Here is a 24,468-nt window from a genome sequence, read left to right as displayed (position 1 = left end):
AATAACAAAAAAGCGGGGCGCTTTTTCTTGATCAGAAAAGCGCCCCGCTTTTTTTAACAACCTTTTGAGCCAAATTTATTGCAGAGTAATTTCCAGGGAGGATAGTTATTTCTTATGTTTTTTAAAATGCCTCATTCAAGCCCAAAAAGAACCCTTTAGAGCCATATCTGCCAAAGGCATAATCAAGACATAGATTGGTGCGGGTAGCTTTGTTAAACAATACACGCAAACCGCCGCCGTAACCCGGCTGCCATACCTGGAATATTTTAGTGCCCGATTCGTCATTGGTTGTTTGCAGGTTGGCAAAAGCCACACCGCTTATAAATTTGTTCCTGAGTATGGGGAAACGGTATTCAACTTCCGAGTAATTGTATTGCGTGCCTTTAAAGTATTGAACAACATAGCCACGGCCGCTTCTAAAACCTGGATCTTTGCCGGTTCCGGGCAGCTCAAGATAGGGGATATTACCGCTAATGAGGTATGAGCCCCAATTCCAAAAGGCTATAACATGTTCGGGGTTAGTTTCCGACAGGCTGAAATACTTTCTGAAATCGGTAGTGAACTGTACCGCGTTTTTTGAGCTGCCCATCCAGCTTTGGTTGATGCGGAAGCCGGCATCCGCATAAATTCCACGGTAAGCCCGGTTCTGATTATCACGCGTAGTGTATTGCAGGTTAAAAAGTAAACCATTGGCAGCGTAATGATCTCGGGCAAAGCCGTGTCGGTCGCTGTAAATATTGTAAGGCGTAAGATCGGTTGTTGATTTGGTGTCCTCAATTTTTCGCCTGATATCAAAAGATGCACCTGCACCTAAAAACAATCCTTTATCTATCTCTTTGTATACCTTCTCCCGGATATTATAATATTGCGAATGCAAGGCCCTTCCTTTACGCTCGGGATTGGCCAGCACCTGGTCGGCTTGGCTGCCGCTTGATGCCTGGCCGATTCCCAAACCATAATCGGGCGAAACCGTTTTGGCTGCAACCAAATTGCCCTGAAAATTCCATTTATTGCCCGGTGTATATACGTTATGATTGATATAAAAATAAATGATACCCTTGGTAGTAATTGATGCCGATGTAGCCGCTACCGAAAGCAATGTATTTGGATCGTTCCCTAACTTTTTGCCTGCTACAGCTTTGATCCCAATTTGTGAGCCGATGGTTGGGTTAGATGCTATATTGGGTATAACCGTTATACCCGATGACTTTTTATTGGGAGGGGAAGCGGGCCTGCCGGGATGTAGTATATTACGTACCAGGTCGCCGAAGTCATATTGTTTATATAAAGTATCGGTGGGTTTGGCGGGTTGTACTACTTTTTCTTTAATGCGGAGCGAGTCGGCCCTTACCGAATCGGCAGGAACCTGTACCTGGCCGGAGGCATGTGCCGATATGCTTGTAAATAGTATGAATAAAACCGTTTTTAAAAGCAGGGAAATTTTATGTGGTGGTTTGTGATGCACGCTAACGGGTATAAATATTTAAAATTCAATTTATTGACTATGTAATTGTGATGGGTGTTAGCTCAATTTAAACCCAGAAATGTGCATAATGTTTGAAACCTAAATTTCGGAAGGTGTTGAGCCGGTGCCTTTGGTTAGGTTATTTGATGTTTCCCTTAAATATTGCTACCTTAATATGGTCTTGTTATAAACCACAGAAAGCCAGTTCTGTCCCGCTAAATTTTTAACCGATTATGATCATGAACGTACCTTACATTCGTTTTATGGCTCTTGCTATTTTTATGCTTGATGCTATTGCAGGATTTGCTCAGAATAATCCCGGCGCAACGGATACCATCAACCGCAGATGGTGGAAAGAAGCTATAGTTTACCAGGTTTATCCCCGCAGTTTTAAAGATAATGACGGAGACGGTATTGGCGATTTAAAAGGGATCATCTCAAAGCTTGATTATATTAAAAGTTTGGGTGTAGATGTTGTTTGGCTAAACCCTATTTACAGTTCGCCCAATGATGATAACGGGTACGATGTAAGTGATTACCGAAATATCATGAAGGATTTTGGAACCATGGATGATTTTGACGCGTTGCTGAAGGGGATGCATTCCCGTGGTATAAAACTGGTGATGGACCTGGTAGTAAACCACAGCAGCGATGAGCACGAATGGTTTAAAAAAAGCCGGGGCTCGCGCACAAATCCTTATCGTGAATATTATCACTGGTGGAATGCCGAAAAAGGGAAACCTCCTTATCGCTATAGTTTATTTGATGTAAACCATGATGCCTGGCGGTACGATTCGCTTACCAACGCCTATTACCTGCACTATTTTTCGCGTAAGCAGCCCGATCTTAACTGGGAAAACCCAAAACTCAGGAATGAAGTATATGGCATTATGAAGTTTTGGGCCGATAAAGGGATTGATGGTTTCAGGCTCGATGCTTTTCAATTTGCTGCAAAGGATACTACGTTCCCCGCTTTTCCGAAAGGGTTTGAAAAAAACTTTACCCAATATTACGGTGTGCAAGGCAATTTGCACGGTTACCTGCAGGAAATGAACAGGGAAGTGCTGAGCAAATACAATGTAATGAGTGTGGCCGAAGGCGCAGGAAATACTTTTGAAGACGGCCATAATTTGGTTGATGCCGAAAGGAATGAATTGAACATGGCTTACGCTTTTGAAGGCGTAGATATTGCCAAACCCGAAGGCTACAGCATAATGCATTTAAAACAGGTATTTACCAAATGGGACAGTGCTTTTGCGGCAAAAGGCTGGTTGTCGATATTCCTGGCCAATCATGACCAGGCCCGGTTGGTGAGCAGGTTCGGAAATGATAACCCCGAGTTTAGAGCCCTATCATCGAAAATGCTGACCACCTTTTTAATGACTATGCGCGGCACGCCTTACTACTATAACGGCGACGAGTTGGGCATGACAAACGCAGGTTTCACCACAATAGATGATTACCGCGATGTACAAACACTGAATGAATACCAGCGACAAAAAAATATCGGGGCCAATTTACCGGCATATTTAAAACGCATAGCCTTTGAGAGTCGGGATAATAGTCGTACCCCGTTTCAGTGGAACAGTAATGCTAATGGAGGCTTCACTACCGGTACTCCCTGGATAAAGGTAAACCCCAACTACAAAAATATTAATGCTGCGGCCCAGGAAAAGGATGCCAATAGTACATTAAATTATTTTAGGCGGATAGTAAAACTGCGCAAAGATAACCTGGTGTTGGTATACGGAAAGTATACCTTGCTCGATGCCCAAAACCCCGATACTTATGCCTATGCAAGGGAACTAAATGGTAAAAAGCTGCTTGTACTTTTGAATTTTACCGCCAAACAAGCTTCGGCACAAACCGGTATAGATTTAAGCAACGCTACCGTTTTAATAGGCAATTATCAAAAGCCATCAAAAAATGGCACACTGATGCCTTATGAGGCGGTTGTTTATCAGCTGAATCAGTAGCCCTTTACTTATTCAGCTCAAGCTTGGCAAAAAAATCATTAAACATGAGGTTAATATCCAACCTGCGATAAATCCGGATATTGCGCCCATGCGCATTATAATCATATCCACCCTGTGTATTAATGAGCGGACAAGGTTTTAACACATACTCGCTTGATGAAGGATCAGCCTCAAAGGATGATTGCAAGGCTGTAAGCAGCACCAGTGGACTATCGCCTAAAATATAAGTTTCACCAATATTAAGATGATATTGCTGCAGGCGGCCCATCAGGGTTTCGAGTATACCGGCCAGGTATTTGCCGGCTTCGCCCTGTGGTTTTATTTTAAGCTGTAATTCCGAGTATGGCAATATAGCCTGGCGGTACCCATCCCTCGGGATTTGCCAAAGCTTTAATTGCGAACGGTTAAACACTGCCCTTGCGGCATTGATATCGATATTAAGATTATACTCAGGGCTGCTGTAGTTTGGCGGGGGCAGGGCAAGATCGCTGTATTCCGGACCGCCAATCCAAACCACCGTTAATTTATCCGCAATTTTGGGTTCGGTTAATACCACCGAAGCTATTTCGGTAAGCCCGGCACCGCAAAGGATATAAAGGGGCAGGGAGGTGTCTGTACGTGAGGCCTCTTTAATGATGAGGTCGACAGCTTTACTTTTTACCGGAGTGCTGTCGTTTACCATGGCGGTATTAGAACCTGCTATTACCGGGAATTGGTCTTTGATCTTTAAAACAGCCAATAGATCAGCAGCTTTTTTTGCCGCGTTCTCGGCCTGGGTTTTAGATCTGTCGAAACCGTCATTAGCATTCAGGTGCGAGCCAATGACGCCCCTAACCTCAACTGATGGAGATAGCACCAAATGGGTAAGTGCAAACAATCCATCCGGGTCGCCGCTAAAATCATTATCCATGATCACCCTGATGCGGGGCGAAATGAGTTTATTGTTGGTAGATTGTCCTTTTGAAACAATGGGGAAAACGAATAACAGGAGCAGGAATGGCAAAAACTTGCTGTTGGTCATGGCTTACAGGTCAATTGGTTATAGCGTACAATATAAGTGTTTTGCCTTGAAACAAGTTGGTATTTACCCTGCAATACTTTCAAAAGCAGTGAGATATTTATCAATATAAAGTTGCTTACTTGCCGTTTTGTATTGCATGATAAAACGGGGATGTTCCAGCGCTATGATCTCGCCGAAGAAATGATACTCGTCATTCAGCTTGCGCAGGAATGTTTCATTCTTGCCGGTGCCAAAACAGAAACATTTATCGGTATTAATGCCCAGCGCAATCTGCTTGCGGATGTTTTCGATCATGAACTGATAAACGGCTTTGATTAACTCCTTGCTGTCGTAGTAATTGTAATTCTTTTCCTTACCGTTGGCGTCAATACTGGTAAAGCCCAGCGGACAAGGCGAGTTGATATAGATCTGCTTATAAAAAGCCTCCGGTCCGCCAAAGGCATTGATCACTTCGTAAACAAATACAGATGATGGCTCATGCGACATTTTACCCTCGTAACTGATATGACATTCGGAGATCAGCCGTTTAGGATCAGTAAAAGGTATTCCGGTTAAACCTCCGCCAAACCTGCCCGGATTAATGCCCAAAATGATATGCCGTCGTTGGTTATCGTTGTAATATTTATGATAAAACTCATCAACAATACGCATGGTTTGCGGATGCTCTTTAAATGGGTTCATGATACGGATGCCTTCGGGTAAAGGTTCGCCGGTATAGGTTAGCTGCTCATTGAATTGGATAATCCGGTCTGCAAGTGTCATAAGTCAAATTTAGCATTTATAAATTCTGGAGACCAATCGCTTTTTACCAAATGGTAAGTGGAACGATTTTTTTGCGCGGGAACTTTGTGGTGTCTAAAAAAAGAATAAACATCATGAACAATCAAATTGAAAGTAAATCGTCATTAAAGGGCAAGCGGGTAATTATATTGGGTGGCAGCACAGGTATAGGCTTTGCGACAGCAAAAGCTGCCGCTGCCGAAGGTGCTAAGGTTGTCATAGTTTCAGGTAATCAAAGTAAGATCAATAATGCATTAAATCAATTGCCTGAAGGTGCTGAAGGTTACGCAGTGGATCTATCGCACGAAGAAAATATAAAATCGTTTTTTGAGCAGGCTGGTAAGTTCGATCACCTGGTTTATACCGCGGCCGAAAATCTTAATCTTTATAATATCGACCAAACAGATATTGAGGCTGCGCGTAAGTTCTTTAACCTGCGTTACTGGGGGGCTTATGCTGCTGTTAAATATGGCACACCGTTCATTAATGATGGCGGCTCGGTAAACCTAACCGGCGGCACAGCGGGAACAAGACCAGCCGCGGGCTGGTCTATAGCCAGCAGTATTTGCGGTGCTATGGAAGGTTTGGTAAGGGCCCTGGCTGTTGAATTGGCTCCGATACGTGTGAACGCCGTAATACCCGGCGTAATTGACACCAACTTGTGGGATAGCATGCCTGCCGAAGACAAAGAAGGACTTTACAATTGGGCAAAAAATACCTTACTGCTCGGCCGTGTTGGCCATACCGATGATGTTGCCCTTGCATTTGTGTACCTGATGAAGCAAACCTTTGGCACCGGCCTCAACTTAGTTGTTGATGGTGGTACGTTGCTGGCATAATGGTTTATCGGAAGCATTGGAAGCCTCGAGAGCAGAGGAAAGTGCGACGCCGCTCTTGAGACTGTCGTGTGTGTACACATCTTTAAAAAATTGTCATTTCGATAGAGCGGCGCCGGGTTAAGTGATGGAGGTGAGGAGAAATCTTCTACATCAGGCTCTACAACTATACCTGTAAAAGCAGGGCGTAGAAGATTTCTCCTCACCTCTGGCGCACAAACCCCACCCTTGGCTCGTCGAAATGACATTTTTTCTATTAATCATAAGATTAAAAAGATGTGTACACACACGACAGTCTCAAGAGGGGAATCAATATTGTGCCCGTTTAAGGTGATTGACTATTTGCTGCGCTCCCCATCTTTTGTATCTTGGCGCGTTCATCAACTATAAAAACAATTGACAAGCTCCCCGATACATTTTAATAAAACCCGCATAGCACCAACACCAAGCGGGTTTTTGCATGTGGGCAATATCTTGTCGTTTTCAATTACCGCGGCATTGGCCCGCAAACATGGCGCTAAAATTTTATTAAGGATTGATGACCTCGACCGAGCAAGGGTTAACCGCGAATATCTGACCGATATTTTCGATACACTTCGTTTTTTAGAAATCCCATGGGATGAAGGCCCGCAGAATGCGCATGATTTTCAAACTGGATTTTCACAAATTCACCGGATGCACCTTTACAATGAAACCCTTGAGCAATTAGCCGCCGACGGTTTTGTTTTCGCCTGCACCTGTTCGCGGAAGCAACTCAGTGAAATTGGAACCTGCACCTGTTTAGCTAAGCAAATTCCGTTAAGCACTCCGGAAGCAAGCTGGAGATTACGTACCGATAATGCGGTTTCCTTACAGATAAAAACTTATAATGGTACAACCATCCAAACACAACTGCCTGCCGAAATGGAAAATTTTGTTTTGCGTAAGAAAGACGGTTTCCCGGCCTATCAGCTCACCTCGGTTATCGATGATTTGCTTTATGGGGTTGATCTGATAGTAAGAGGGGAGGACTTATGGGCATCAACACTGGCGCAAATTCAATTGGCAAATGTGTTGGGTAAGCAAGCTTTTAATGATATCGTATTTTATCATCATCCTTTGTTGCTTGAAGCAGACGGCAAAAAGCTATCCAAATCGGCAGGCTCAACATCCATCAGATATTTAAGACATGAGGGCAAAAATGCAGAAGATGTATTTATGCTTATCTCAAATCTGTTTTCACTTCCCGAAAAGGCTATTAATTGGCAGCAGCTTGCCGCATTGATCCTTGGCGAATCTCTATAGCTTATTAACACTTCTTTATAAAATACCTATTTAATGTGAATCCGCTTTAATCGGAAGGTGTCAATTTGTATGCTTTAATGTGATGAAAATGTTAAGTCATTTACAATAAATTAAAACACTTGTTGCTTTTACTTTACCATGACATAACTGCCTGTACATATCGGAGCGGTAAATTTGTAGCAACAAATACAAATTACGATGCAAGCAGCATTTTGCCACAAGCACCTGAAATTTCTGTTTTTTGTTATCCTTACCTTCAGAGCTATTACCTGCCAGGCTCAAAATAACCCCCTCTCCAAAGGTTTCGCCCATAATGATTACTGGCATAACCGGCCTCTGTATGATGCTTTGGATAACGGCTTCCAAAACGTAGAGGCTGATATTTACCTGCGCGATGATGAATTGCTGGTTGCACATATGCTGCCCGCTTTTCAAAAAAGACGAACCCTGGAGCAGCTTTATTTAAAGCCATTGTTTAACTGTTACGAAGGCAAAAACAGGGAGGTAGTATATCCGCTTTCTCCTGTTACGCTAATGATCGATATTAAATCAGACGCTGAAAAGACTTATGCAAAGTTGTCGGAAGTGTTAAAGCGCTACGCACCAATGCTTTCGAGTTATAATAACGGCGAAATAACAGAAGGAAGTGTAACCATTGTTATAACCGGCAATAAGCCGTATAAAATGCTTCAGGCACAAAAACAGCGATATGCTTTTATTGATGAAGACCTGATGCAGGTACGCACCGATACGCTTTCAAACACTGTTTATAAAACTGCCAGCTGCAAATATTCGCGCCTGATTAGCTGGACAGGTAAAGGCCCTATGCCTGAAGATCAGAAACAACTGCTGCGTGATTATGTAGCCGCTGCACATCACCATAAAAAACGCGTGCGCCTGTGGGCTTCTCCCGAAAACAAAGAAGTATGGAAAGCCCTGCTTGAATGCGAGGTTGACCTGATCAATACCGATAAATTAGCCGAATTAAGGGAGTTCCTGATGACGGGGCCGGAGCCTGTAAGATATGCGAAGGTGAATACAAAATAAATAACAGCTAATCAGTCAATAAGATGAAAAAGATCAGAGTAGCATTTTTTGCAGAGATACTTATTGAAGATTTTGACGGTGCTGTACGCACCATGTATCAGCTCATTAAACGGATTGACCGTAATATTTTTGAATTTCTGTTTGTTTACGGAGCCGGACCGGATAGCATAGCGGGTTTTGAATCGTTAAAAGTACCGGCTTTAACATTACCTATAAATACAGGTTATACTATGGCTATTCCTGCTTTGGTAACCAGCGAATTAACGGAAGAAGTAAATAATTTTTCGCCCGATATTGTACACATCGCTACACCATCGCTTTTAGGCAATTTTGCGTTAAAATATGCTACTCAGCATGGTTTGCCTGTTATGAGCATTTATCACACGCATTTTATCTCCTACATCGATTATTACCTGAAACATACCCCCTTCCTGATCAATAAGGTTAAGCAAATTATGGCTGAGAACCATAGGGCTTTCTATAACCAATGTGACCAGGTATACGTACCTTCAATTACGATGAGGGATGAGCTGATTGACATGGGAGTTGATACTTATCGTATGAGGCTTTGGCAAAGAGGAATGGATGCCGGTGTGTTTTCACCAGCACATAAAAAAAGTCTGCGATCGGTAACGGGAAATGATAATCCAACTATTTTATTTGCGAGCCGCCTGGTTTGGGAAAAAAATCTGGAGACCCTGTTTGAGATTTATGCAATAATGCAGGATCGGCACCCCAAAGTTAAACTCATAATTGCCGGCGACGGCGTTGCGCGCAAGGCCTGTGAAGCAAAGATGCCCAACGCGGTTTTTACAGGTAAGGTAGATCATAAAATGCTTTCGGTTTTATACGCATCATCAACCATCTTCCTGTTCCCATCGGTATCTGAGGCTTACGGTAATGTAGTACTTGAGGCCATGGCATCGGGGTTACCGTGTGTTATTGCAGATGGCGGCGGTTCAAAAGATTTTATAGAGCAGGGCATCAACGGGTTTAAATGCGAACCTTATGATGCGGACTGCTATGTTGAAAAGATAGAGTTACTGCTTAAGAGCAATAGCCTGCGGGAACAGTTTATTGAAGAGGGGCTTCAATACAGCGGCCGCTTAAGCTGGGAGCACCTGGCATCGGTATATTTTGATGACCTGGCCGAAATGGCGGGTGCGGATGTATTAAGCATCAGATAAATTCCAGAAAATTACTAAAGTGATTTCCCTGTCACAAAACAGATAACTTCTTGTACTCAAAATCCTATTTCTTACATTTGCCGTTTATTTTAATAATAAGGGCTGATTATCAAATCATAATAGGGAAATTTCATGTACGATATTTGTTGTGTAGGGCATATTACGTTAGATAAAGTGGTGACACCGCAGGCGGTGAAACACATGGCTGGCGGTACTTCTTTTTATTTTTCAAACGCCATTCGTAATATGGACGTGAGTTACACACTGGTTACCTCGCTTGCTTTGAGCGAAATGCCGGTGGTTGAAAAGCTCCGCGGCAAAGGCATCGAGGTGCATGCAACAACAGGCGGCGAAACGGTTTACTTTGAAAATATTTACTCTGTTAACCAGGATCACCGCACTCAGCGCGTGCTCCAAAAAGCCGATCCTTTCACAATTGAACAACTTGATGAGATCCGGTCCCGGGTATACCATTTAGGTCCCTTACTGGCCGATGATATTTCGGTAGAATTTATAAAGGACCTCGCTCAACGCGGCAAACTCTCTCTTGACGCGCAGGGCTACCTGCGTAAAGTGGAAGATAAAAACGTGGTGGCTATCGACTGGCCCGAAAAGCGCGAAGCCTTGCAACACATCCACATCCTGAAAGTGAACGAGCACGAAATGGAAGTACTCACCGGGATCACAGATATCCATGAAGGTGCCAAAGTTTTGAACGAATGGGGTGTTAACGAAGTGGTGGTCACTTTGGGCAGTATGGGCTCTGTTATTTATACCGATGGTGTTTACTATCAGATTCCGGCGTATAAACCGATTGAAGTAGTTGATGCTACCGGTTGTGGCGATACCTATATGGCAGGGTATTTATACCAACGCGCCAAAGGCAAAGGTTTCCAGGAAGCAGGTGAATTTGCAGCTGCCATGGCCAGTTTTAAAATAGAATCGTCAGGCCCTTTTACCGGGACGGAAGAGGATGTGCTGGAGCTGCTGGCAAAACACAGCTTAAGGCCAAAAGCTTAAAGCCAAAAGCGAATACACAAATACTGGTTCAAGTTTAGCGATAGCGTAATTTGGACCTACAATAGGTTAAGCTTTCAGCTTAACTGGACTATGGTACTATAGATAATCTACGGAAGCAGGATGCTTCCATTATTTTAGGACGAAGTTACGCTATCGCTAAGCTTCGACCAGTGAAGTGGCCAGTAAAGGAAGTGAATAACTAAAATGAAAATTGTCATTTCGAAAGAGCATAGATGGCCTGTGAAATGCTGCGAAAGAGAAATCTTATACGCCCTGTTTTAACGCTTTCATTGCCGCTAAGCAAGATGTATAAGATTTCTCCTCACGGCCATTACACAAGGCTCTCCCGCTGTTCGTCGAAATGACATGCGGTGAATAATGGAGAGAGAAAAAAGCTTTAAGCTCAAAAAAACTTTCGCCTTTTACCTTTATCCTTTCACCTCGCCTCAAAAACTATATTTCCTTAGCATCCGAAGCATTGATCCAGCCTTCGTTGCCGCTGGCCAGTCTGATCTTCATCCAGTCGTTGTTATTTTCCAGTATCTCAACCTTGGTGCCGTCATGGATCAGGAACAGGTTTTTGGCATTGGGCGTTGGTGCGCTTTTTACATTGACAGATGTGCTGAAGATGATGGCGCCGTGATGGGCATCAAAATATTGATCCTGACGGCTTGCGACAAACATGCTCGCAAAACCGAAAAGCAAGATCACTAAAGCCGAATAAAACGCCCATTTTTTTATGCTTACCGAATTAGTGAACCTGTACACGATCAGCAATGCACATCCCGCTATAAAGAACAGGATTGTCATCACCGCCAAAGTTGTTAATGAAAAGCGAAGGATAAACGAGTGCCACCATTTGGTGATGAAAAATTCGGTACCGGCCTCTACCTTATCTGTTGTTTTTTGATTGGCAAACTGGATATTGAAATTGATATCCTCATCGCCCGGCGAAAGCTTGTGCGCCTTTTCATAATATAACAGCGCAGATGGTACATCCTCATTTTTAAAGTAGGCATTGCCTAAATTATAATAAACCAATGCCGACTGGTGCCCGTCGTCCACAATTTTTTGGTATGTGGTTATGGCTTCCTTGTACTGGCCTTTGGCGTACTGGTCATTTCCTTTTTTTAACAGGATGTTAGCTTCATCGTTAGCTAATGCATATATCGGCATAACGATGATGAGCAGTAAGTATATAATGCGCTTCATCATGTTATATTTTATTTTCAATGTTATTGATCATGTTCTGGGCCTTATCAAACACCTGCTGCTCGGTAATACCCGATACAGGGGCATAGCGTGCCATTTCGCAAAGGTCAAGCGTGTCAAGCATCTCATTAATGAGACTTTCATCAAGCGAGCGGGCTTTTAGCTCCGAAGCTATCTTTTCGCGGTTAAGATCTGAATAAGGGATATTAAGCTTATCACTTAAATAACCATATAAACCACGGAACAGGTTTTCGTAAAAGGCTTTCTTATCGTTTAATTGTTGTTTGGCACTGGCCAGGTGTTTGGCTGCTATTTTACCAGCCTTACGGCTTTTTAAACCTACTACGTCGGCATTGTTTTTATCGCGCCATTTACCATAAACCAAAGCGCCTAAGAAACCTGCCGGACCGAAGATCAGCAGGAAATAATATAATCCCGAGCCATAGAAATCGCTGCCTACTTCATTTAGCTCGCTACCGGTTTTTATGTAGCGGATATCATTGCTCAGCACTTTGACATCCTGTTTGCCCGCGTTTGAAAAGGCGGTAACATTACTGCCATCGCCGGTGCCCTTGGCAACCTTAACATGGAAGGCCGGGGTACTTAATGAGACGTACCTGCCCGTAGCCGGGTTAAAGTATGCGAACTTAACCGGGTCGATAGTAAAATCGCCCTGATGCCTTGGGATGAGCAGATAGGTGTATTTCCTGCTGCCTGATGCCCCGCTGGCATTTATGGTAATGGTATCGGTGATCTTGGGCTCATACTTCTCAAAGTCGGCCGGGAAAGTTGGCGTTATCGGTTTCAACAACTTCAGGTTCCCTGCACCGCTTACCTTTATGGTGTAATTAATGGCATCATTAGCTTTAACATCATTTTTATCAAGTGAAGCCTCGATATTAAACTTGCCCACAGCACCGGTAAACTCGGCAGGTTTGCCTGCCAATGGCAATGGTTTTACATGGATCACAACCGGCGCACTTTTTATTTTGTACTTCACATCCTCATATCCGCCGAAAAATGCATCGAAAGGGTCGCCGGATGATGAAGCGGCCTGTTGCCTCACTATAAAGTTCATGATGGATGGCTCAATAGTGATATTGCCTTCATGCTCTGGGAACAATACGGTCTGTTTAATATCGGTTACGTTGTACCGTACACCATTTAAAATTTCGGTGCGCCATTGGGCGTTAGGATTAGTGCTTTTGATCTCCTGGCTGTAAAATCCATTAAGATCAGGGATTTTTTCAGGTTCGCCGTTGGCGATGTTAACCCGGGTATAAAGGCGCAGGTTCATCATGATCTGCTGGCCCATGTAGGCGGTTGTTTTATCAACCTCGGCACGTAAAAACAATGATTTGGAAATATCGCTTACACGTCCTTTTTGAATGTTACGGCTATCGGGCCCATTGCTGCTTTGCTGCTGCGCCTGCTGACTGGCCTGCCCGCCCTGGCCTTTTACTACTTTAATTTTTATTGGGGCAGTGCTGTAAGGCCGCCCTCCGGCTACAATAGTAGCGGGGCCAATGGTTATTTCACCTTCTTTGGTTGGTACAAGATCATACCCGTATGCTATGCTTGCCGAAGTAACCCCATTGATCATGGATATACTGTTGGATACATTGGGGCCGCCAACTACCTGGAAACCGCCAAAAGCAGGCGGTGCAAAACGTTCGCCGTTGGCGTTGATGGAGAAGGTAACCTCAAGAACCTCGCCTGTGCCTATCGTAGTTTTATTTACCGATGCCGTAAACTTTACCTGAGCAAAAACCAGGCTTGAGCAACACAGCAACAGCGTTAATATGGAAAGTTTAATTTTCATTAGTATCTACAAAACAACAAAGATTTACCAATCTTTTGAAATAGGCACCTTAGCACCTTTTAATTTTTTATTCTTCAGTTTATCCTGGGTTTGCTTTTCATCATTGTTAAGGGCATCAAGCATACGCTGGGCATCATCTTTTGACAGCTGGTTAGGCTGCTGTCCCTGCTGATCTTTCTTGTCCTGGTTTTGTTTATCCTGATCTTTCTTGTCCTGGTCCTGCTTATTTTTATCCTGGTCCTTCTTATCCTTATCGTTTTTGTCTTTATCCTTATTGTCCTTATTCTTATCCTTGTTTTTGTCCTTGTCCTTATTATTGTTGTTGCCGCCCCCGCCTTTATTCTTATTCTGCTGGTTTTTCAGCATTTTTTGGGCATAGGCAAGGTTATACCGGGTTTCCTCATCTTTAGGGTTATTAACCAGCGCTTTTTTATAAGCATCAATACTTTCCTGGTACTTTTTTTGGGTTAAAAAGGAGTTGCCGATGTTGTGATAAGCCCCTGCTTTTACATTTTTATCGATCGACGCAGTTGCCAGTTTGTTGAATTGCGCGGCTGCATCATCATATTTTTTCTGCTTAAACATGGCGTCGCCAAGGTTAAAATTACCCTCAAGGGTTTTGGCTTTTTTGCTCATGGCCTGACGGTATGCCGCTTCGGCTTCTTTATACTTTTTTTGCTGATAGAGTTCGTCACCCTGTCTCAGGTATTTTCTTTCCTGCTGGGCAAAAAGAAATGAAGCCTGCAGCACTAATAAAATGGCTATGATATATTGCTTCATGTGTTTTTTACTTCAAATAATTTGATCTTGCTCAGGCGCATGTTTTTACGGATGGAGATAAAGAACTCGGCCAGTAACAGCACAAATGCAATGCCCAGGAAAAACTGGAACCTGTCTTCAAAATCCTTAAACTGTTTGGTGTCGGTCATTTTGCGTTGCACTTTGGCTATCTGGTCCATCACAATGTTAAGCCCGCTGTTAGCGTTGTTTGCACGCACGTAAACACCGCTTCCTGCAGCAGCAATCTCCTTGCCCATGGTTTCATCCAGCTTACTAACTACGGGGTGCCCGGTACTGTCATTATGAAAACCAACTTGTTTGCCACCCTGGTAAATTGGAACCGGAGCCCCTTCTTCCGAACCCACACCAACCACATTCACGGTAACATTTCTGGCTAAAGCGGCCTTGGCTGCCGCTACGGCATCATCCTCATGGTTTTCACCATCGGTAATAATAATCATGGATTTACCCGTACCGTTCTTAAAATCAAACGACTGCATCCCCAGGTTAATTGCCGCGCCAATGGCGGTTCCCTGTGTTGGCACCATTTCGGTGTTAATGGTATTGAGGAACAGTTTCGCTGCTGCATAATCGGTAGTTACAGGGAGCTGTACATAGGCCTGCCCCGCAAATACCACGATGCCGATACGGTCATCATGCAGTTTATCAATTAATTGTGATAATGCACGTTTGGCATTTTCCAGCCGGTTGGGGGCTAAATCCTGAGCCAGCATACTGTTTGAAACGTCGAGCAGGATCATCAGGTCGGCACCTTTGCGTTTTACCTCTTCGGTTTTGGAGCCCAACTGCGGATCGGCAATGCCAATAATAACAAGGGCATAGGCTAACATGAAAAAGATAAACTTGATCCAGGGACGTGAAAAGGATACCTGTGGCATCAGCTGCATCACCACCTCCTTGTTACCCAACGAGGCAATTGCCTTACGTTTCCACCAGTTTACCCTCAAAAAAATAAAGAGCAGCAGCGGAATGGCAAGCAATCCCCATAAAAATTCTGTATTTGCAAAACGTAGCATGCTGTTATGTTATAGCCCCCTTAAGCAGGGTGTGTCTTGTTAAAAATTCTAATGATAAAAGTGCCAGCGCAATAATGGCGAACGGCAAAAAGCGCTCGGTTTTTTTGCGGTACTGGGTAACATCTATCTTGGCTTTCTCCAGTTTGTCAATCTGTTCGTAAATATCCTTCAGCGCGCTGTTATTGGTAGCCCTGAAGTACTTGCCGCCGGTAATGGTGGCAATTTTGTTCAGTGTACCTTCGTCAATATCAACTTTCATACGCTGGTACTGAACGCCCATTGGCGTTTGAACAGGGTAGGGGGCATAGCCGTTGGTACCTATACCTACCGTATAAACCCTAACACCAAATTGTTTGGCAATTTCGGCGGCGGTAACCGGGGGGATAGAGCCCGAGTTGTTTGAACCGTCAGTAAGCAGGATCACTACTTTACTTTTGGCTTCGCTGTCTTTTAGGCGGTTTACTGCTGTTGCCAAACCCATACCAATAGCGGTTCCGTCTTCAATCATCCCGTTTTTTATATCGGCATAAAGGTTTACCAATACTGAGTGGTCGATAGTGAGCGGGCATTGTGTAAAGCTTTCGCCGCTGAAAACTACCAGGCCGATCCTGTCGTTCGGGCGGTTCTGAATAAAATCGATGGCGATATTTTTGCCCGCCTCAAGCCTGTTGGGCTTAAAATCTTCGGCAAGCATGCTGCCTGAAATATCCGAAGCAATAACGATATCAATACCTTCGGTGGTAGTATCCTGCCAGCTTAGTGACGATTGCGGCCTTGCCAGTGCTATGATCAATGCCGCCATTGCCAATGAGCGCAATATGATGCTCAAATGCCTGAAACGGGGCAGCATGCTTTTGGTGATCATGGCAAAGCCCCTTACGGTAGGCATGGCCAGGTTACCCTGCAGTTGCTTTTGCTTCCAGATGTACCAGCCCACCATAAGCGGAATGCTGATCAGCAGCCAGAAAAAGCCCGGATGTGCAAATTCTATTCCTTTAAACCAGATCATCTTGCCTCATCTCCCTTCACATTTACACCGGCTGGTTTGGCATGGGGCTGCGTATCTTTAATAAAAGTAACGGCGTTTTCCATGCTCTTTTCATTTTCATTGGCCGCAGGTTTTTCCTTGGCAAATTTCACCATGTCCGATAGCACAAGCAATTGCCTTAACAGGTTCCTGTCTTCGCTGGCTATGTCCATATGCCTTAAGCTGGCAAAAATTTCTTCGGATGTTTGTTCGAGGGCTTGTATAGTGTACCTTTTTTCGAGGTACTCGCGCACCACATCGCTCAGCTCAATATAATATTGCTTAACCTGGTCGTGCTGCCAAAGCTGTTTGTTTTTGATCTCATCAAGCTTTTGAAGAGCCTGGATGTGCAGCGGAATATCGGGCTTAACCTCTTCAACCACAACTTCTTTTTTCGGCCGTCTGAGCAGATAAAATACTGCGCCGCCGCCAACAATCAGGCCAGCCAGTATGCCTAAAGTTAGCTTCCAGTTGTCGCGCAGCCAATCCCAAAACGTATAGTTAATGGCAAGCGGCTGCTTAATATCATAAAAGGCCTTAGTTGTGTCAACCGCGACCGTTCTTACATCAAGGTTCAATGTATCGGTTGGTAAGTCACCTACCGGCGATTTAAATACATATGATGGGATTACATAAGTACCGCTGTCGAAAGCAGTAATGGTATAATGCCGGGTTATGGTTTTGATGGATTTATCGCCCGGGTCAAAAGCAGTATCGGCCTTAAATTTAACGAGCTGAATTTTGCCTATACTGTCGGCCAGTTTAGGAAACCCGATGCTATCCTTAGCGTGAAAACGGATGCTTAAATTGAGCTGTGTTTGCTCGCCTATGAGGATAGATTTTTTATCCAGCGTGGCCTTAGCTCCAAAGTTTTGCGCCCTGCCTGTTTGGTAAAAGCCTGCAAGCAATACCAACATAGCCAGGGTATATTTGATGTACCTGTTCATATATTTTACCGCCGGCCTTCCCGCTTTTTAAATAATGTCATTAATGGTTTAACGTATGATTCATGTGTGCCAATGGTAGTATAATCAACCCCCGAGCGTTTAAAAGTATCCTGCAGGGCGGCGTTGCGTTTCACGGCATCCCATTTAAAAGCGTCGCGAACGGCCTTATCACCAGTATTTACCCACATAATTTGCCCGCTTTCTTCGTCCTTAACAGGGATGAGGCCCAGGTTCGGGAACTCTTCTTCGTGTTTGTCGTAGAGTTTTAAGGCAATGATATCATGCTTTTTATTGGCGATCTTAAGCTCGTTTTCAAACTCGGGCGTAATAAAATCAGAGATCACAAAGGCTGTACATTTCTTTTTGATAACGCTTGTGAAATATTTCAGCGCTTCGGCCACGTTGGTGCCCTTGTTTTCGGGCTGGAAAGCGATCAATTCACGGATGATCATCAGGATATGGCTGCGGCCTTTTTTAGGCGGGATAAATTTCTCGATCTTATCGCTGAAAAATATAATACCTACCTTATCATTGTTCTGTATGGCCGAAAATGCCAGTACAGCGCAAAGCTCTGTTGCCAGGTCCTGCTTTTGCTGGTTCTGCGTGCCGAAGTTTTCCGATCCGCTCACGTCCATGAGCACCATTACAGTAAGCTCACGCTCTTCTTCAAATACTTTTACGTAAGGTGCGTTGAAGCGGGCCGTTACGTTCCAATCGATAGTACGGATCTCGTCGCCAACCTGGTATTCGCGAACCTCGCTAAAGGCCATACCCCGGCCTTTGAAAGCAGAATGATACTCGCCCGAAAATAAGTGGTTACTTAAGCCACGGGTTTTGATCTCTATCTTCCTTACCTTTTTTAGCAGATCCTTGGTGTCTTTAGCCATGTACCCCTCCTAAATCCTCCCCGAGGGGGGAGGACTTTAAAAGCCTTTTAATTAACAATTTTACATTTTTATCTCCCTCTCCTTTGGAGAGGGCAGGGGGTGAGGTTTACGGTACCTCAACCGCGTTCAGGATGGCTGTAATGATATCCTCGCTGGTGATGTTTTCTGCTTCGGCTTCGTAGCTTAAGCCAACGCGATGCCTTAGTACGTCATGACAAACAGCACGCACATCCTCAGGGATCACATAGCCGCGGCGCTTAATAAAGGCATATGCTTTTGCTGCCAGTGCCAAACTGATACTTGCCCTTGGCGATGCACCAAAGGTGATCAGCGTTTTGTATTTGGCAAGCTTAAATTGATCAGGGAAACGGGTAGCGAAAACAATATCGATGATGTATTGCTCGATCTTTTCGTCCATATAAACCTCGCGTACTATTTTGCGGGCTTTGATGATTTCTTCGGGCTTGATAATGGCGTTTGGCTTATTCATGCCTGATGGCGAAATATTGGCGCGCATGATCTTTTTCTCATCCTCCTTATTAGGATACTTGATCACCACTTTCAGCATAAAACGATCGACCTGTGCTTCGGGCAGGGGATAAGTGCCTTCCTGCTCAATTGGATTTTGGGTTGCCAATACCAGGAATGGATCGGGCAGTTTGTAGGTGGTATCGCCAATAGTTACCTGGCGCTCCTGCATGGCCTCAAGCAATGCACTTTGCACTTTTGCAGGCGCACGGTTAATCTCATCGGCCAAAACGAAGTTTGAGAAGATTGGACCTTTGCGCACAATAAACTCTTCTTTCTTTTGGTTGTAGATCATGGTACCAAGCACGTCGGCAGGGAGCAAATCCGGTGTAAACTGGATCCGGCTAAAATCGGCCTGGATAGCTCTTGACAGCGTATTGATGGCCAGCGTTTTTGCCAGGCCCGGTACGCCCTCCAGTAAAATGTGACCATTGGCCAATAAGCCGATCAGCAAGCGCTCAACCATGTAACGCTGACCTACGATCACTTTATCCATCTCCATGATCAGCAGATCGATAAATGCGCTTTCTCTTTGTATCATTTCATTCAGCGCCCTGATATCGGTTGAATACGATGTCGGAGCCGTCGAAGTGACATTTCCTGTATAGCTATTTTGTTCTTCCATTAAATTTTTTCGTTTCGGTAGGCAAACTTAAACACCCGCCCAATTTTTCGCCAACTAAAATCTATGCTTAAATGTTAAAAAGTGTTAAATCGTAATATATCGTGGCCGATATATCTGTTTAGCACTCACAATGTTTGGTGGTAATTGTTAAATCCGGCCCTGTTAAATCCCCAATATACACTATTTAGTTGCTTTTGTACATATAACGTGTTAAAAGGCATTTTATTGAATGGTGGGTTGTATGGGCTTTCGAACTCGCGCTCGTTTGCAACGAGTGCGTAAACTGGGTTTGCGTTTATAACGCAACAGGCGATACAATCGCCAAACCATATTAAGCACTCGTTGCAAACGAGCGCAAGAATAAGATTTCCTGTAAAAACAAATAAAAACCATGTCATTGCGAGCGATAGCGTGGCAATCGCATGCTATACGGAGCCGCCATGCAAAGTTCGCGATTGCTTCGTCGCCCCTAATGCGCGCGAGGCCTTACTTCGCTTCTCGCAATGACATTTATTTGATTACGAACGCTTAACAAACAAAAAAAGCCGCTCATCGCGGCTTTTCATATATAAATCTATAATAATTCTATTCTTCAACCATTTCGCTGTTGGGGCTGGCTACTTCGGGTTTTTCATGTTTGAAATAGCGTTTCTGGTACAGGAGTATCATAATTACGCCTACGCAGATAGAGGCATCGGCCAGGTTAAACACCGGCCTGAAAAACTCGAACGACTCACCTGCCCAAAACGGGAACCATGATGGATAGGTGCCGCGTAGCAACGGAAAGTAAAACATATCAACCACACGGCCATGAAATATCGGGGCATATTTATACATCAAACCATAAAAGGTTGAATCAATGATATTGCCCATAGCACCGGCTAAAATGAGCGCTACGTTCATGATGAGCCCGCGGTGGTATTTATGTTTAATTAAATAAATAAGGGTGTAAATTATACCGCAAACCGCAACTATGCGGAACAGCGTTAATGCCAGTTTACCCGCATCGCCGCCCCATTCCATGCCAAATGCCATGCCGTTGTTTTCGGTATAATGCAACATACCCCGGCTCCCCAGGAAACGAATTTCTTCGCCCATTTGCATATGCGCACGAACCCAGGTTTTAATGATCTGGTCGGCAAGGATGATAAAGGCAGCAGTTAAAAAAGGTTTGGTATAAGCAGCCTTCATTTATTGCTTTAATTTAGCTTCCATTGAGAGGGTAGTGTGCGGAACAGCACGTAAACGCTCTTTCGGGATCAGCTTGCCTGTTTCGCGGCAAACACCGTAAGTTTTATTTTCAATACGTACAAGGGCAGCCTCAAGCTGCTCAATAAACTTTTTTTGACGGGCCGCCAATTGGTTTATCTGCTCTTTTTCAAGCGTGGCCGAACCGTCTTCTAATGTTTTGTAAGTACCGGCGGTATCATCGGTGCCGTTGGCATTAGGCGAACTTAATGACGTAGCCAATGAACTTAATTCTTCGCGGGCTATGCGCATTTTATCCAGGATAATCCCTTTAAATTCCTGCAGGTCAGCTTCAGAATATCTGGTTTTTTCTTGTTCTTGTTTCATTATACTTTACTAATAGCAATCAATATTTCTTGTTCATCAATTGTAACAGGTTCTCCCCCGGTCAGGTTCTCCACAAACACGATGCTGTCGGCCAGGATTTCGGCGCAAATATAGGATAGATTGTTTTCCACGGCCTCTTTGATCACCGGGGTGCTGCTTGTCTGCACGTTTATCCTGTCAGTTACTTCAAATCCTTTGGTCTTACGTATATTCTGCACACGGTTGATAAACTCGCGCGAGATACCTTCCTGTTTCAATTCGTTGGTTATGGTAACATCTAAAGCCACCGTTAGTTTTCCCAAATTTGCCACCTGCCATCCGGGAACATCTTCGGCTATGATCTCTACGTCGGTAGCTAATACTTCGTATTTGCCATCAAGAACCTGGATCTTGCCATTAGTTTCTAACGTAGCAATATCATCCTGGGTGAAGTTTGTGATGGCTTCGGCTACAACTTTCATATCCTTACCTACCTTTTGGCCTAAAGCCTTAAAGTTTGGCTTTATTTTCTTTTTGATGAAACCTGCGGTATCGGTAATGTACTCGATATCTTTAATGTTGGTTTCAGACAAAATGAGGTCTTTAACCTGCTCAACGTGTAATTTAAAGCTTTTATCCAGTATTGGCAATAAAATTTTGCTCAATGGCTGGCGCACGTTGATATTCACCTTTTTACGAAGCGACAACGTTAACGACGAAACATCCTGTGCCAACTGCATACGCTCTTCCAGCTCGGCATCAACCAATGCACTGTTGTACTCTGGGAAGTAAGCTAAATGTACCGATTCAAACTCTTCTTTGCCGGTAACAGCATTCAGATCGCAATATAACCTATCGGCAAAGAATGGCGCAATAGGCGACATCAATTTGCTAATAGCGATTAAGCAGGTGTACAAGGTTTGGTAAGCCGAAAGCTTATCTTCCGAGTCATCTGATTTCCAGAAACGGCGACGACTTAAACGGATAAACCAGTTGCTGAAATGTACATCAACAAATTCCTGGATTGCACGGGCAGCCTTGGTCGGCTCGAAATCAGCATAATAACCGTCAACCTCTTTGCTTAAGGTGTTTAGCAGGGATATGATCCAACGGTCAATTTCAGGGCGTTTGCTGTTCTCTATCTCCGGTTCGCTGTAAGTGAACTTATCAATATTAGCGTACAGGGTAAAGAACGAGTAGGTGTTGTACAATGTACCGAAAAACTTACGCCTTACTTCGTCTATACCTTCTTCGTTAAATTTAAGGTTGTCCCATGGTGATGCATTGCTGATCATGTACCAGCGGGCGGCATCGGCACCATATTTTTCGATGGTTTCGAACGGATCAACGGCATTGCCTAAGCGTTTAGACATTTTGTTGCCGTTTTTATCCAGCACCAGACCGTTTGATACTACATTTTTAAAGGCGATACCTTTGTTGCCCACCTGTTCATTGACGGCTTTAACCTCATCACTTGCCTCGCTCAGCATTACGGCTATGGCGTGCAGGGTAAAGAACCAACCGCGGGTTTGGTCAACACCTTCGGCAATAAAATCTGCCGGGTATGCATTTTTAAATTCTTCCTGGCCTTCAAACGGGAAATGCCATTGCGCATAAGGCATAGCGCCCGAATCAAACCAAACGTCGATCAGATCTGGCTCGCGGAACATTTTGTTGCCGGTTGATGACACTAAAACAACATCGTCAACATAAGGGCGGTGCATATCTTCCAGTGTAAAACCTTCAGGCATGAAACCTGCTTTGATCGATTTTACAATCTCTGTATTTAATTCAGCAATCGAACCAATACAGATCTCTTCGGTACCATTTTCCTCGCGCCAGATAGGTAGCGGGGTACCCCAGTAGCGAGAACGCGAAAGGTTCCAGTCAACCAAATTTTCAAGCCAGTTACCAAAACGGCCTGTACCTGTTGATTCTGGTTTCCAGTTGATGGTTTTGTTTAGCTCCACCATTTTATCCTTTACCGCAGTGGTGCGGATAAACCAGCTATCGAGCGGATAGTATAATATAGGCTCGTCGCTGCGCCATGAGTGCGGGTAGCTGTGCTCGTATTTCTTAACGTCGAACGCGCGGTTCTCGGTTTTTAATTTGATAGAGATGAGTACGTCGGTTGGTTTAAAACCTTCTTCGGCACGCTCGGCATCAGTATAATATTCTTCCTTAACGTAACGACCGGCGTAATCGGTAACTTCATCAACAAAGCGGCCCTGTTTGTTCACTAACGGAACATCTTTGCCTGTTTCGTCTTTCACCATTACGGATGGTACGTTGTTTTCCTTGCAGGCCCTGAAGTCATCCGCGCCAAAAACAGATGCGGTGTGTACTATACCGGTACCGTCTTCGGTAGTAACAAAGTCGGCCGGGATCACGCGGAAAGCGTTTTGCTCCAAATCCTCATTGGTTACATAAGGCATCAGTTGTTCGTAATGGATGCCCACCAGCTCACTGCCTTTTACTTCGGCCTCAATTTTCCATGGGATGATCTTGTCGCCGCCTTTGTAGTCGGTAAAAGAGGCGTTCTCACCCTCGGCTTTAAAGTATTTTTTAACCAGGTCTTTAGCCAGCACTACACAAACCGGCAGGTAGGTGTATGGGTTAAAGGTGCTGATCTTAACGTAGGTAATATCTTCGCCAACGGCAAGGGCACAGTTTGATGGTAAAGTCCAAGGAGTAGTTGTCCAGGCCAGGATAAACACCTCGGTATCTACGCCATTAAACAAAAACTCCGAATCGGCATCGTGTTTAACTTTAAACTGGGCTACTATGGTAGTATCCTTCACCATTTTGTAGGTGCCCGGCTGGTTAAGCTCGTGTGAGCTTAAACCGGTACCTGATTTTGGCGAGTATGGCTGTACGGTATAACCTTTGTACAGCATGTCTTTTTTATGCAGCTGCTTCAGGATCCACCAGAGGCTTTCAATGTATTCGTTTTTATAAGTGATGTACGGATCATTCAGGTCAACCCAGTAACCCATTTTTTCGGTTAGGTCGTTCCAAACGTCGGTGTAGCGCATTACCTCCTTACGGCAGGCATCGTTATAATCTTTAACGCTTATTTTTTTGCCGATGTCATCTTTAGTGATGCCCAAAGCTTTTTCAACAGCAAGCTCAATTGGCAAGCCATGGGTGTCCCAGCCGCCTTTGCGTTTTACCTGGTAGCCTTTAAGGGTTTTGTAGCGACAAAAAATATCTTTAATAGAGCGCGCCATTACGTGGTGAATACCGGGCATACCGTTAGCGCTCGGCGGCCCTTCATAAAAAGTATAGGGGTTACCCGCCGGACGGCTGGTAATGCTTTTCTCGAAAATATTTTTCTGTTTCCAGAAGTCCAGTATCTCTTTGCCTGTTTGCGATAAGTTTAACTGCTTATATTCCTTGTACATCTATTATTTCACCTCGTTTTTAAGAGGTT

At 44.2% G+C, this 24,468-nt stretch carries 20 protein-coding genes; 6 read left to right on the top strand and 14 right to left on the bottom strand.

All coding sequences use genetic code 11. From position 1 onward, the window contains the following. Positions 1-121: 121 nt before the first annotated feature. On the bottom strand, positions 122-1,465 hold the full coding sequence (locus AC59JO_RS20880; RefSeq protein ID WP_413670751.1) for a BamA/TamA family outer membrane protein: 1,344 nt from the start codon (positions 1,463-1,465) through the stop codon (positions 122-124). A 239-nt stretch (positions 1,466-1,704) separates the two neighbouring features. On the opposite strand from AC59JO_RS20880, the gene AC59JO_RS20875 reads away from it, so the two are divergent. Further along, positions 1,705-3,441, top strand: a complete 1,737-nt coding sequence (locus tag AC59JO_RS20875; protein WP_497307720.1) for a glycoside hydrolase family 13 protein — start codon at positions 1,705-1,707, stop codon at positions 3,439-3,441. 4 nt (positions 3,442-3,445) lie between these two features. Here AC59JO_RS20875 and AC59JO_RS20870 read toward each other — a convergent pair whose 3' ends face one another. Further along, positions 3,446-4,462, bottom strand: a complete 1,017-nt coding sequence (locus AC59JO_RS20870; protein WP_497307718.1) for a nucleoside hydrolase — start codon at positions 4,460-4,462, stop codon at positions 3,446-3,448. A gap of 63 nt (positions 4,463-4,525) precedes the next feature. Then, positions 4,526-5,224, bottom strand: coding sequence for an SMUG2 DNA glycosylase family protein (locus tag AC59JO_RS20865; protein WP_497307716.1), 699 nt, complete (start codon positions 5,222-5,224; stop codon positions 4,526-4,528). A gap of 113 nt (positions 5,225-5,337) precedes the next feature. On the opposite strand from AC59JO_RS20865, the gene AC59JO_RS20860 reads away from it, so the two are divergent. The 5 genes from AC59JO_RS20860 (at position 5,338) to AC59JO_RS20840 (ending at position 10,616) form a co-directional block, all read left to right on the top strand. Next, positions 5,338-6,081 (top strand): SDR family oxidoreductase, encoded by a 744-nt coding sequence (locus tag AC59JO_RS20860; protein WP_497307714.1) that lies wholly within the window; start codon positions 5,338-5,340, stop codon positions 6,079-6,081. Between the two features lie 393 nt (positions 6,082-6,474). Then, positions 6,475-7,362, top strand: coding sequence for a glutamate--tRNA ligase family protein (locus AC59JO_RS20855; RefSeq protein ID WP_497307712.1), 888 nt, complete (start codon positions 6,475-6,477; stop codon positions 7,360-7,362). Between the two features lie 198 nt (positions 7,363-7,560). Next, positions 7,561-8,409 carry a phosphatidylinositol-specific phospholipase C/glycerophosphodiester phosphodiesterase family protein gene (locus AC59JO_RS20850; protein WP_497307710.1) on the top strand — a complete coding sequence of 283 codons (849 nt, stop codon included), beginning with the start codon at positions 7,561-7,563 and terminating at the stop codon, positions 8,407-8,409. Between the two features lie 23 nt (positions 8,410-8,432). Then, entirely contained in the window at positions 8,433-9,596 is a 1,164-nt protein-coding gene (locus AC59JO_RS20845) for a glycosyltransferase family 4 protein (RefSeq protein WP_497307708.1), read from the top strand. A 132-nt stretch (positions 9,597-9,728) separates the two neighbouring features. Then, positions 9,729-10,616, top strand: a complete 888-nt coding sequence (locus tag AC59JO_RS20840) for a PfkB family carbohydrate kinase (RefSeq protein WP_413670759.1) — start codon at positions 9,729-9,731, stop codon at positions 10,614-10,616. Positions 10,617-11,069: 453 nt separating this feature from the next. Here the strand turns inward: AC59JO_RS20840 and AC59JO_RS20835 are convergent, their stop codons facing one another. The 11 genes from AC59JO_RS20835 to ileS all read right to left on the bottom strand — a co-directional run bounded on the left by AC59JO_RS20835 (position 11,070) and on the right by ileS (position 24,439). Further along, positions 11,070-11,828 (bottom strand): tetratricopeptide repeat protein, encoded by a 759-nt coding sequence (locus tag AC59JO_RS20835; RefSeq protein ID WP_497307706.1) that lies wholly within the window; start codon positions 11,826-11,828, stop codon positions 11,070-11,072. Positions 11,829-11,832: 4 nt separating this feature from the next. Beyond that, complete coding sequence (locus AC59JO_RS20830; RefSeq protein WP_497307704.1) at positions 11,833-13,650, bottom strand: BatD family protein; 1,818 nt, start codon at positions 13,648-13,650, stop codon at positions 11,833-11,835. A 24-nt stretch (positions 13,651-13,674) separates the two neighbouring features. Beyond that, the gene (locus AC59JO_RS20825; RefSeq protein ID WP_413670762.1) at positions 13,675-14,430 is read right to left on the bottom strand and encodes a tetratricopeptide repeat protein; all 756 of its coding nucleotides are present in this window, start codon (positions 14,428-14,430) and stop codon (positions 13,675-13,677) included. After that, the gene (locus AC59JO_RS20820) at positions 14,427-15,467 is read right to left on the bottom strand and encodes a vWA domain-containing protein (RefSeq protein WP_497307702.1); all 1,041 of its coding nucleotides are present in this window, start codon (positions 15,465-15,467) and stop codon (positions 14,427-14,429) included. Before AC59JO_RS20820 ends, AC59JO_RS20825 begins: the two co-directional genes overlap by 4 nt. A 4-nt stretch (positions 15,468-15,471) precedes the next feature. Beyond that, positions 15,472-16,476 (bottom strand): vWA domain-containing protein, encoded by a 1,005-nt coding sequence (locus AC59JO_RS20815; RefSeq protein WP_497307700.1) that lies wholly within the window; start codon positions 16,474-16,476, stop codon positions 15,472-15,474. Next, positions 16,473-17,441 carry a hypothetical protein gene (locus AC59JO_RS20810; RefSeq protein ID WP_497307698.1) on the bottom strand — a complete coding sequence of 323 codons (969 nt, stop codon included), beginning with the start codon at positions 17,439-17,441 and terminating at the stop codon, positions 16,473-16,475. Before AC59JO_RS20810 ends, AC59JO_RS20815 begins: the two co-directional genes overlap by 4 nt. 5 nt (positions 17,442-17,446) lie before the next feature. After that, positions 17,447-18,328: a DUF58 domain-containing protein gene (locus tag AC59JO_RS20805; protein WP_091216540.1), complete on the bottom strand. Its 882-nt coding sequence runs from the start codon at positions 18,326-18,328 to the stop codon at positions 17,447-17,449. A gap of 106 nt (positions 18,329-18,434) precedes the next feature. Further along, positions 18,435-19,481 (bottom strand): AAA family ATPase, encoded by a 1,047-nt coding sequence (locus tag AC59JO_RS20800; protein WP_497307695.1) that lies wholly within the window; start codon positions 19,479-19,481, stop codon positions 18,435-18,437. Positions 19,482-20,066: 585 nt separating this feature from the next. Further along, positions 20,067-20,672, bottom strand: a complete 606-nt coding sequence (locus tag AC59JO_RS20795) for a lipoprotein signal peptidase (RefSeq protein ID WP_413670766.1) — start codon at positions 20,670-20,672, stop codon at positions 20,067-20,069. Then, positions 20,673-21,056: a TraR/DksA family transcriptional regulator gene (locus AC59JO_RS20790; protein ID WP_413670767.1), complete on the bottom strand. Its 384-nt coding sequence runs from the start codon at positions 21,054-21,056 to the stop codon at positions 20,673-20,675. Beyond that, positions 21,056-24,439, bottom strand: a complete 3,384-nt coding sequence (gene ileS, locus AC59JO_RS20785) for an isoleucine--tRNA ligase (RefSeq protein ID WP_497307692.1) — start codon at positions 24,437-24,439, stop codon at positions 21,056-21,058. Before ileS ends, AC59JO_RS20790 begins: the two co-directional genes overlap by 1 nt. Between the last annotated feature and the right edge of the window lie 29 nt (positions 24,440-24,468).

The organism is Mucilaginibacter sp. A5337 (assembly GCF_059690695.1).
Note: the sequence above shows the minus strand (reverse complement) of the source record. Positions and strands in the feature narration are given on the sequence as shown.